Here is an 11373-nt window from a genome sequence, read left to right as displayed (position 1 = left end):
TGAATAATAGAAATAAATGCCATTGGTTTTTTAATTTGTTTTTAAGTAAGCAAGATTGTAGATTCTAAAATAGAAATTGTAATAGTACCTTTTGATATAGGTTTGCTGAAGTATAGCGACTTGATTTTATGAAATTCATAATTTTTTTGTGAGGTTTTGGTGGTTAGTAGTGTGAATTTTAATAATTTTAATTGGCAATTATTACTATAATAGTTAAATGTTAATGCGAGCCAAAAGTAAATAAAAATACTACAATATTAAAAAGGGTTTAACTTTTTATTATCATGATTAATTAATAATGGACTAATGAAAATAGAAATGAATAAAAAGTATCAGTCAGGTTTAATCGCAAATACTGATCTTCATGCAGGTGGTTTGTTTTTTTGTATCATCTACCAAAATCAACTAGAGTTCTTTGAGAATGGTAAAATTGAGCTAACAAAAAAGGTCGTTGATGCCTTTCGTCCTATGAATGAGGACGATGTTAAACATTTACAAAATTATAAGATTGTTGGAGACTATTCATTTAATGATAGAGGATATTTGGTTTGTAAGTTTGAGGATTTGTTTTGGAAATTTACAGGATTATCTACTGAAAAAGACAGTTCAATTATTGCCTTTAATATTTATGATAGTCGCTTAGAAAATAGGTGGGGAGAGGTTTATAAGCTGGAAGAAATTATTTAGTGACAACGGTTTTTTAAATATTATTTCGTCTTTTTGCTTGGTTTACAAATCCGATCACTCAGATATATAAAACGATAGCGCGGACTTGTAATCTGTGCCCGCTCCTAATATTACTAAAAATTAGATTTTTAATATGTTAGTGTATACTTTGCGGGCACGGATTGTAAATCCGCGCGATCTGGTCATTTAATAACCGGGAATGAATTTATTTTAGAGCATAATTTATGTAGCCTCCATCTGCTAACAGCTCCGTTCCGGTAATAAAACTTGCATCATCTGAAGCAAGAAACAATACTGTTTTCGCAATTTCCGCAGGGTCGCCTAATCTCTGCATAGCAGTAGCACTGGCAAGAAATTCTTTCGCATCTTCTGGTACAGCTTTATGAAGACCTGGTGTAGAAACCGGACCCGGACTCACAATATTGACACGAATTTTTCTTCCGGCTAATTCGTTTGCTGCGATTTGAGCAATTTTATTTAATGCTCCCTTTGTAGCCGAATAAATACTACTTCCTAAATTTGCTGCCGTTGCAACGGTTGACGAAGTAAAAATTACCGATGAACCTTCTGCCAGATGAGGGAGCAGTTTCTGAAGTGTAAAGAAATGGCCTTTGACATTGGTATTAAACTGTGCGTCAAAATCAGCCTCCGTTACTTCTTCTATTGAACTAAATGTTGCTATTCCTGCATTTAAAAAAAGAGTATGTAATTTATTCCCGCTTTCTGCAAAAGCTTTTTCTAATAGTGAAAGATCAGATAAATTGGCAGTATCAGCCACAATAGTTTTTAAATTAGGATTGTTAATCTCGTCAGCTGCATTTTTAAGGTTTTCACTGTTTCTTCCAGTGATCCAAACGTTAGCGCCTGATTTTATGAATTCTTTTGCTGTTGCTAATCCAATTCCTGTAGTTCCGCCTGTTATGAGAACATTTTTATTTGTGAAATTCATTTTCTTATATTTTAAAATTTATACGAGCAAAGTTAATTCAGTTAAGTTTATTTTTGTTACTTTGTAACCAAAAGTAACAGTAACGTTTGAGTAACAAAGTAACTTATGAGTAACGAATGTCAGGTTGAGCACAGAAAAGAGATAATGGCAGTCCATGATACAATGGATATATTGAATGGGAAATGGAAAATTTCTATAATTTCATCGATCTGTTATCATAATAAGAGAAGATTTACAGATATTTTAAATGACGTAAACGGGATTTCCAACAAAATGTTAAGCAAGGAATTGAGGGATTTGGAAATAAATAAATTGATTAAAGGCACAGTTCTCGATACGCAGCCTGTCACAATCCATTATCAACTCACGGAGTATGGATTGACATTAAAAACGATCATAAAATGATCTTGCAGAATGGGGATTAAAACACCGAAAAGTTATTATTGACGGTTAACAGACACCGAAAAAGACATAAAAAAATCCCATTTCGTTAGAAATGGGATTTTAATTTTTGTGACAGGAAAAGGACAAATTTCAACATCTTTTATGATGATTTGAAGATATTGTCTTACTATATGTAGTTTCTGTCTTTTATTGGTTTTGTAAACTAATACTAGTAGTAAATTTTAGTTATCATTTCATCTATAGGCAAACGAACTTTTTTCGTAGCTGCCATATAGTCTTTTTCCAAATCCCGATATCCTAAAGCGAGGATAACTGTAGAATGCAACCCTTTTTCTTTCAAACCCAAAACCTCATCGATAGTGGCGGCATTAAATCCTTCGATAGGAGTAGCATCCACTTTCAATTCTGCCGCAGCAATAAGCGCTGTTCCTAGTGCAATATAAGCCTGTTTGGCCGCCCAAAGTGCTTTTTGTTCTGTGTTAATAGCGCTGAAATAGGAATGCAGTCCATTTCTAAATCCTGATAAGGCACCAGCATCAAGACCTCTTTGCTTTTCTGTCATTGTTATGTAATCGTCAATGTAAGTCAAAGACATGTCAGTGAATGCAGCAAAAACCAACAAATGAGAGCAAGAGCTAATCTGTCCATTATACGAATTAGCACCTAATTTTTTTTGAATTTCCGGGTTGCTTACAACAAAAATACGGTAAGATTGCAGACCGCAAGAAGATGCTGAAAGATTTATGGCCTCTAAGATTTGATCGATCTTCTCTTCTGTTACTTTAATGTTATTGTAAGCTTTTGTGGCGTAGCGCCATTTTAAATTTTCTATCAAATTCATTACTATGTCTATCTTAAATTTTGGCAAATATAAATGATATTGTTTTCTTTTTTGAGTTTTTGAAGCGCTCTGGGAAACTCCAAATCAATCATCGTAGACCACTAAAGAATATTTATCTGTTTTCCTTGATTATTATATTTGTTTAAAGATTATTAATCTTTAAAAATTAATTTAAAAAGAATAATTAACTGATTTTATGTGTAAATAAAAATATTTAATCTTTTATATTCAAATTTGTAGGGTAAAAAAACTAAAAATTATCATCAGATGAAAGCGAACATACAAGAAGATAGGGGAATAAACGAAAAGCAGAATATTGAAAACACCCAGAATACCATCCAGAATGATTTTGCATTCACACTAAATAGCACTTGTTTAGATGAAAACTATCACCCCTCAAATGAAACGCGTTTGACAACCAATTTTGCAAACCTGGCCAGAGGAGGTAATCGCCAACAAAACTTACGTAATGCATTAAACATGATTAACAATCGATTCAATGCATTGGCTCATGTGGATAATCCAAAAGCTGATCGTTACCTTGTAGAGCTTGAAATTATCACAGTAACGATGAGTATTGATGATAAGAATGGTACTAACAATCTGCCATTGATTGAAGTTTTAAAAACGAATATTTTTGACCGCAAAACTAGTCAGCGTATCGAAGGCATTGCCGGAAATAATTTTTCGTCTTATGTTCGTGATTATGATTTCAGTATTTTATTGATCGAGCACAATAAAAACAAACCTAATTTTTGTATTCCTGAAAATTTTGGTGATTTGCACGGAAAACTTTATAAGTGCTTTGTCAATTCAACCACTTATAAAGAGCACTTTAAGATGTCACCAATCATTTGTCTAAGTGTATCGAGCAACAAAACTTATACTCGCACTGAGTATCAGCATCCGGTTCTGGGTTTTGAGTATCTGCAGGATCAGTATTCTATCACTGATGAATATTTCTCTAAAATGGGCTTAAAAGTTCGTTTTTTCATGCCTGTGAATAGCGTGGCACCGATGGCTTTTTATCATTCCGGAGATCTGCTTGCTGATTATACGGATCTTGGACTAATCAGCTCAATTAGCACGATGGAGACTTTCCAGAAGATTTATCGCCCTGAAATTTACAATGCAAATTCAGTGGCCGGGAAAATCTATCAACCAACTCTTAAACACGAAGATTATTCACTGACTCGTGTGGATTATGACCGCGAAGAGCGTAGCCGACTAGCTATTGAACAGGGTAAATATGCAGAAGAGCATTTCATTAAGCCTTACAAAAGTCTCCTGGAACAATGGTCTGCTAATTTTGTCCTTTAATTGATTACAATGCATTAAAATTATACTATTATGAAGAAATTATTGTTACCTACCTCTATTGTTGGAAGCCTGCCAAAACCTGCCTGGCTTGCACCACCCGAAAAACTTTGGTCACCATGGAAATTAGAAGGCGATCAGCTGCTTGAAGGAAAACAAGATGCTTTACGCATTTCTTTGCAGGAACAGCAATTGGCAGATCTGGATATCATTTGTGATGGCGAGCAGACACGCCAGCATTTTGTAACGACTTTTATCGAGCATTTAAGTGGTGTAGATTTTGAAAATCGTAAAACAGTAAAAATCCGTAATCGTTATGATGCGAGTGTTCCAGTGGTTGTAGGTGAGGTTGCACGTCAAAAAGCAGTTTTTGTTGAAGATGCTAAATTTTTACGTAAACAGACTAATAAACCTATAAAATGGGCATTGCCAGGCCCGCTGACAATGGTAGATACGTTGTACGACGATCATTATAAAAGCCGTGAAAAATTGGCGTGGGAATTTGCGATAGCACTCAATGAAGAAGCAAGAGAACTTCAAGACGCAGGGGTAGATATTATCCAGTTTGATGAACCTGCATTTAATGTGTTCTTTGATGAAGTAAACGATTGGGGAATGGCAGCATTAGAAAGAGCCATTGAAGGTTTACACTGTCAAACTGCGATTCATATTTGCTATGGTTATGGAATACAGGCAAATACTGATTGGAAAAAGACATTAGGTTCAGAGTGGCGACAATATGAAGAAATTTTTCCGAAAATTCAAAAATCTAAAATTGATGTGGTGTCTTTAGAATGTCACAACTCCAATGTACCTTTAGATTTAATGAAACTTGTTCGTGGTAAAAAAGTAATGGTAGGTGCCATTGATGTGGCAACCAACACTATCGAAACACCAGAAGAAGTAGCTGCTACCCTGCGTAAAGCTCTTGAGTTTGTAGATGCCGAAAATCTTTACCCTTCTACAAACTGCGGTATGGCCCCGTTATCTAGAGATGTAGCCAGAGGCAAGTTAAGTGCTTTAAGCGCAGGAGCAGAAATTATACGCAAAGAACTTGGGATTTAGTCTCAATATATTAATGATGAAGTCCGTGCCTCCACGGAGGAGTAATATTTAAAACACATTGAAGAAATTATTTGAAGTATTAAAAAAAGCAGGTTTCGACGGTTTCCTGTTAATGATAGCCACCATGATTCTGATGGCTTATTTTTTGCCAAAGCCAGGTATGGTCAAAGAACCTGTTTCGCTTGAGGAGATTGCCAATGCCGGTGTTTCCTTTATTTTCTTGTTTTATGGCATGCGACTGAGTGTTGAGAAGCTAAAAGTCGGACTTTCCAACTGGAAAATGCACATTGTCGTTCAGTTGACCACCTTTTTATTTTTTCCGCTCATTGTTTTGGCATTTCGCCCGTTGTTTGTCAATAACGGCTTGGAACTGCTTTGGCTGGGTGTATTTTTTCTGGCAGCATTGCCGTCCACAGTTTCTTCTTCGGTGGTCATGGTTTCCATCGCCAAGGGAAACATTCCCGCGGCGATTTTCAATGCAAGCATTTCCAGTTTGATTGGAGTAGTCGTTACGCCGCTCTGGGTCGGGCTGTTTATAGCTTCTGCGACAGGCGATTTTGATGTTACTCAAATCGCCATAAAGTTGATTCTTCAAGTCTTGCTGCCTGTCATCATTGGTATAACTCTCAATTCCCCTTTAGGTGCCATTGCTGAAAAATACAAGAAACAGCTCAAATATTTTGATCAGGCAGTTATTCTAACAATTATTTACACGTCGTTTTGCAAGTCATTTTCCGAACATCTTTTTGAAGGCTTCACCGCCCTTGAACTTGCCGGACTCGCTGCAGGGATGATGGCGTTGTTTTTTGCCGTATTCTTTTGTGTCGGACTACTCAGCCGCCTGCTTGGTTTTTCAGATGAAGACCGTATTACTGTCTTATTCTGCGGGTCTAAAAAGTCATTGGTACACGGCACCGTTATGTCAAAAGTGCTTTTTCAGCACAGCACCATCACCGGCATCGTATTGCTGCCGCTGATGCTTTACCATGCCTTGCAATTGATTGCCGCCAGCATCATTGCTCAGGGTATGGCCCGAGGAAAAGAAGTATAATTTTTATTTATAGTGTGGCCCTTTGTCTTTTTGGACAAAGGGCAGTAAGGATAACGCTCCCTGCTATAAAATAATGCTTTTTAGATTTTTATACTGTGAATATGAAAGCTGCAGTGTTTTATGTTTTTAAATTGTGTGAAATAACATTTTTGTATTGTTTTTGGCTATATTTGAAGAATTTTATTCTGATGTAAAAATAAATTAAACCTGTTTAAAGTAATATTCTATGGAACAAATAGACGATATTGATCTTCAGTTATTAAATATACTTCACGATAATTCTAAATACACTGTAAAAGAGCTTGCTAAAATGGTAAATCTTTCGGCATCGCCTGTTTTTGAGCGAATCAAAAGATTGGAAAACAATGGTTATATTAAAAAATATATAGCCTTGTTAGATGCAGAAAAACTAAACAGAGGGTTTATCGTTTTTTGTAATATCAAACTTAAACAGCACGATCGTAATATCGGCCATCAATTTGTTAGTGATATTATGAAAATAGAAGAAGTTGTAGAATGTTATAATATATCAGGTGATTACGATTTTTTAATGAAAGTTTCTGCTAAAGACATGAAGCATTATCAGGATTTTGTGTTTAATAAATTGGGATCAGTTGAAAGTATAGGGAGTACCCAAAGTACTTTTGTTATGTCGGAGATAAAAAATATGTATGGATAGTTCAGTTCTGCGAGCAACGATAGTGGGGAAATTATTTCCGTAACCGTTCCTAATTATTAATAAAAACCAGACTTACTTTTTTTATTTGTTGTGATATACTTTACGGGTACGGATTGTAAATCCGCACGATTGTTTTTATATTAATACTTAGTAGTAATATCTGAATATACTTTTCTATATTCTGATTTGTCTTCAACAGTTGTATGAAGTCTCCCTACTTCGGACATGTTTGTTATATCCAAGTTGTAAATAAAAATCGTCGTATATTTCAAATTTTAAAAGCTGTAATTTATGCTTAATTTTTAATGCTCCTCAGGTTTTCGTGTTGATCCCTCTTTTTGCCTAATCCCCAAGCTTTGATCCCTTTTTTTAATTAAAACCTGTGTTTTAAAATAAAAAAAAATCCCATTTCGTTAGAAATGGGATTTTAATTTTGTGACAGGAACAGGACAAATTTCTATAAATTTTATGGAAGATTTGAAGAGATTGGCTTACTGCTGGTAACGCATGTCTTTGTATGGCTTAAACGATTTGGTTTGGATGTCCTGTTGAGGATGCCCTAATTTTTGTTATAAAATTTAAAAAAGTAATTTTATTTAGAGCAGAAATTATTTATTTCATTTTATGATGCTTGACTAAAACTTAATTTATTTATCTTTAAAATGAATTGTCATGATTAATTTTTTGATGTAGTTTAATTTGATTTTTTATATTTATACATTTCACTTTTAAGAGAATGAATACAGAAATTCCAATACCATACAACGAATTAGCGCGTTTGGCAGCATTAAAGCGCTATAATATTCTGGACACTTTACCGGAGCATGCTTTTGATGATGCAACTAAACTTGTTTCGTATATCTGTGGCGTACCAATAGCCCATATTTCCTTTATTGATGAAAGCCGCCAGTGGTTTAAATCTGAAATTGGAATTGGAGTATCAGAGGTGCCAAGAGAAATTAGCTTTTGCCGATACACCATTATGGAGTCAAATATGGTTGAAATACGGGATACGCATCTAAATGAAAGACTTAAAGACGACCCTAATGTTACCGGTGGTTTTAAGGTAAGGTTTTATGCAGGGGTTCCGCTAACAACACCCGACGGTCATAATATTGGGACTCTTTGTGCCATAGATCATGTTACTAAAGAACTTAATAAAAATCAGCGTAACGCACTTTCTATAGTAGCAAAACACGTGATAAATCAATTGGAATTAAGAACAAAAAACATTGAACTCGACGCCCAGAAAAAAATAGCGGAACGTGCCGTATTGGCAAAAGATAGTTTTTTGGCCAATATGAGCCACGAAATCAGAACTCCTTTAAATGCCATAATTGGTTTTACAGACCTTTTAGCCCAGACCAAATTGGATACGGTTCAACAGGATTACATTGGCAGTGTTCAGGTAGCAGGAGAAAATTTGCTTTTGATCGTAAACGATATTTTAGATCTTTCTAAAATAGAATCTGGTAATTTGGTTATTGAAGCGCAGCCCTTCAATTTAAAAAAGACACTTAAACATATTTATAAGCTGCTAAAAGTAAAGGTTCCAAAAGATATTGAATTCAATCTTTTCCTGGATGCCGATATGCCCGACAATGTAATTGGTGATCAGGGAAGACTAAATCAGATTTTGGTTAACCTTACAGGAAATGCCCTAAAATTTACCGAAGAAGGAGAAGTAACAGTTTCTGTAAAATTAGTTGATGAAACAGAGGGTCATTATGCACTCCGATTTTCAGTTAAAGATACCGGTATTGGTATACCTGAGGATAAACTGGCGACTATTTTTGAACGTTTTAAACAAGCAGAAGAAAGTACAACTAGAAGATTTGGCGGTACCGGTCTTGGTCTCAATATTGTCAAACAGCTGGTTGAATTGCACGCAAGTGAAATTCAGGTGAAAAGCAAACCGAATAGAGGCTCGGAGTTTTTCTTTGTGTTTCAGTATAAAAAAGTAAACCATGACGAAATAGCTGCAGAAGCAGTTTCAGAAGATAAACTGGGTAAACTTAAAATACTGCTTTGCGAGGACAATTTTTTAAACCAGAAATTGGTAAGGAGTGTTATTCAAAATTTTGGTTTTGAATTGGATATTGCCGAAAATGGGGAAGAAGGAATAGCATTGTTATCCAAAAACAAATACGATGTGGTGCTGATGGATCTTCAGATGCCTGTTAAAGATGGTTATCAAACGACAGAATACATCAGGAATGAAATGAAATTAAACATTCCGATTATTGCTATGACGGCGCACTCGCTGGTAGGTGAGCAGGAGCGTTGTTTTGATGTCGGCATGGATGCTTACGTACCAAAACCATTTAAGCAACCGGTACTTTTAAAGGCTATTAAAACCGTAATGAACAAAGATCTTAATGCAGTAAAGAAGAGAAAAATAGACTTTTCTTATTTAGACGAGATGGCCTGTGGTGATTCGACGTTTAAAAAAGAAATGATAAATCTTTTTATAGAAAAAATCCCTGCCGAATTGGAGCAATTAGAAGAAGCATTCAACGATAAAAATCATGATAAAGTAAAGAAACTATCGCACAACATGAAGTCCAGTGTAGACATGTTTATACTAACGGATCTTAGCTCTTCTTTGTCTATTCTTGAGGAAGAAGCTACAGCGGAAAGCTTCACTTCTGAAGCGGCAAATCAAATTAACCTCTTAAATTGTGGCGTTAAAGAAGTAGTTAAAATTCTAAAGGAGCTATGAAAAGAGAGAAATATACTCTAGCTTTACGTTAGATCCAAAAGTTATAAAAGCAAATTTGCCTCAAAATTAAGTAACCTATGAGAATCATTTTATCTGAAGATAATGATATGCTGCGTAAATCATTATCCTTTTTCCTGGAGTCGAAGGGATTTACCGTTGACCAGTTTTCTGACGGAAAAGAAGCATTAGATGCAATTGAAACAAATAATTATGACTTGATCCTGACGGATATCAACATGCCTGGCATAAGCGGAATGGAAATTACGCAATATGTGAGAGAAACCATAGGCTCTGATGTTCCGATCATTATATTTACTTCTTCAGGTGTAGAGCAAACCGAACTCGATTCATTTGATCTTGGCGCTAACGAGTTCATTGCAAAACCCGTGAGTCCTGCCGTGCTTTTAGTGAGAATTAATAAACTACTAAAAACACGCGCTTAATGAAGTTTCTATATTATACAATTTTCCTGCTGCTTATTTCTCCTGTCGTATTGGCACAGGAAAATAATATTGATGAGGTAATGAGGCACGCAAAGCGTGAAGTAGAGAAAGGTAACTATGATGCTGCCTTAGCACTCACTGAACCTCTAAGTGCAAAATTTCCTGAGAATGAAGAAATAAAAATTTACAACGGACGTATTTACAGCTGGAAAAAAGACTACAACGCTTCCATCAAAATTTTAGCGCCAATGTCAGACCGGACCAATCCAAGTTCCGATGCTTTATTGGCGATTATAAATACGTACTATTGGTCAGAACAGTTCGATAAGTGTATTACGTATTGCGATCGCTATTTAGCCATTGAGCCCAATTCGCTTGATGTTTTACGGATTAAAGTGACCTGTCTTGAAAAACTAAATCGGGACGAAGAAGCTTTAGCCATTATCGAAAAAGTATCAATTACAGATAACAGTACACAGGCCTTTAGAGGAGTCAGAACACTGATTGGAGAGAAGGCAAAAAATGCAATATCGGCTTCTTATTTAAATATTTCTACATCGAATCCCGGACAATCACCATTGCATTATGGCTATGTCGAGTACTCTCATAAGTTCACCAAATCAGCACTTGTGGGACGCGCTAATGTTGGTCATGTAAATGGCGATACACAAATGCTGTTTGAAGCAGACTATTATCAAACTTTCGCTAAAAAGAACTATTTGTATGTGAATGGAGGGGTTTCAACAGGAGAGACGGTGTTTCCTGTAGCAAAAGCCGGTGTTGAGTATTATTTCGTTCCGCATAAAAAGTTTGACTATGCCTTGGGTGTTCGATACATGCATTTTGAAACAGAAGATGTAACCTTACTAACAGGACAATTGGCCTACCATATTGGTGCCAATACAATTGCCTACAGACCTTATTACGATACGACAAACGAATTATTTTCTCATGTTTTGAGTTTTCAAAACACAAATGAAGAAAAAGAAAGTATCATAAGGTTTGAACTGCAATATGGAAATGTCCCATATCTTTATCTTTACAATAACCTAACACAACCTTTAAAGTCATACAGAGCAGGTATACAATACCAACGTCGTCTTGGTGATTCCTTTTTTATCAGACCTGTTTTTCTTTACGAGTACGAAGAATATCTGCCTGATGCCTACAGAAATAGATTCAATGTTCAGGTAATTCTAACGAAACGCTTCTGA

10 protein-coding genes and 1 pseudogene are annotated in these 11373 nt (G+C 35.6%); 9 read left to right on the top strand and 2 right to left on the bottom strand.

Annotated features, from left to right (window positions below):
* Positions 1 to 306 precede the first annotated feature (306 nt).
* Positions 307 to 687: a hypothetical protein gene (locus IRZ78_RS00860; RefSeq protein ID WP_194614713.1), complete on the top strand. Its 381-nt coding sequence runs from the start codon at positions 307 to 309 to the stop codon at positions 685 to 687.
* A 205-nt stretch (positions 688 to 892) separates the two neighbouring features.
* Here the strand turns inward: IRZ78_RS00860 and IRZ78_RS00855 are convergent, their stop codons facing one another.
* Entirely contained in the window at positions 893 to 1636 is a 744-nt protein-coding gene (locus tag IRZ78_RS00855; RefSeq protein ID WP_194614712.1) for an SDR family oxidoreductase, read from the bottom strand.
* Between the two features lie 105 nt (positions 1637 to 1741).
* Between IRZ78_RS00855 and IRZ78_RS00850 the strand changes: the two are divergent.
* A pseudogene (locus IRZ78_RS00850) lies at positions 1742 to 2090 on the top strand (helix-turn-helix domain-containing protein).
* A gap of 159 nt (positions 2091 to 2249) precedes the next feature.
* Here IRZ78_RS00850 and IRZ78_RS00845 read toward each other — a convergent pair.
* Positions 2250 to 2882 carry a nitroreductase family protein gene (locus IRZ78_RS00845; protein ID WP_194614711.1) on the bottom strand — a complete coding sequence of 211 codons (633 nt, stop codon included), beginning with the start codon at positions 2880 to 2882 and terminating at the stop codon, positions 2250 to 2252.
* Between the two features lie 267 nt (positions 2883 to 3149).
* Here IRZ78_RS00845 and IRZ78_RS00840 point away from each other — a divergent pair, with 267 nt between their 5' ends.
* The 7 genes from IRZ78_RS00840 (at position 3150) to IRZ78_RS00810 (ending at position 11373) form a co-directional block, all read left to right on the top strand.
* Positions 3150 to 4202, top strand: a complete 1053-nt coding sequence (locus IRZ78_RS00840; protein WP_194614710.1) for a DUF1852 domain-containing protein — start codon at positions 3150 to 3152, stop codon at positions 4200 to 4202.
* A 30-nt stretch (positions 4203 to 4232) separates the two neighbouring features.
* Entirely contained in the window at positions 4233 to 5264 is a 1032-nt protein-coding gene (locus tag IRZ78_RS00835) for a methionine synthase (RefSeq protein WP_194614709.1), read from the top strand.
* A 58-nt stretch (positions 5265 to 5322) separates the two neighbouring features.
* Positions 5323 to 6315 carry a bile acid:sodium symporter family protein gene (locus tag IRZ78_RS00830; protein WP_194614708.1) on the top strand — a complete coding sequence of 331 codons (993 nt, stop codon included), beginning with the start codon at positions 5323 to 5325 and terminating at the stop codon, positions 6313 to 6315.
* 226 nt (positions 6316 to 6541) lie between these two features.
* The gene (locus IRZ78_RS00825; RefSeq protein ID WP_194614707.1) at positions 6542 to 6994 is read left to right on the top strand and encodes an Lrp/AsnC family transcriptional regulator; all 453 of its coding nucleotides are present in this window, start codon (positions 6542 to 6544) and stop codon (positions 6992 to 6994) included.
* A 736-nt stretch (positions 6995 to 7730) separates the two neighbouring features.
* Complete coding sequence (locus tag IRZ78_RS00820; protein WP_194614706.1) at positions 7731 to 9716, top strand: ATP-binding protein; 1986 nt, start codon at positions 7731 to 7733, stop codon at positions 9714 to 9716.
* 77 nt (positions 9717 to 9793) lie between these two features.
* On the top strand, positions 9794 to 10159 hold the full coding sequence (locus IRZ78_RS00815) for a response regulator transcription factor (protein ID WP_194614705.1): 366 nt from the start codon (positions 9794 to 9796) through the stop codon (positions 10157 to 10159).
* Positions 10159 to 11373 carry a YaiO family outer membrane beta-barrel protein gene (locus IRZ78_RS00810; RefSeq protein ID WP_194614704.1) on the top strand — a complete coding sequence of 405 codons (1215 nt, stop codon included), beginning with the start codon at positions 10159 to 10161 and terminating at the stop codon, positions 11371 to 11373. The genes IRZ78_RS00815 and IRZ78_RS00810 overlap by 1 nt, the downstream gene beginning before the upstream one ends.

Origin of the sequence: Flavobacterium sp. CSZ (genome assembly GCF_015350725.1) — a bacterium.
Classification (GTDB): domain Bacteria; phylum Bacteroidota; class Bacteroidia; order Flavobacteriales; family Flavobacteriaceae; genus Flavobacterium.
The sequence above is the reverse complement of the archived record's forward strand: the minus strand, read 5'-3'. Positions and strand labels throughout refer to the sequence as shown.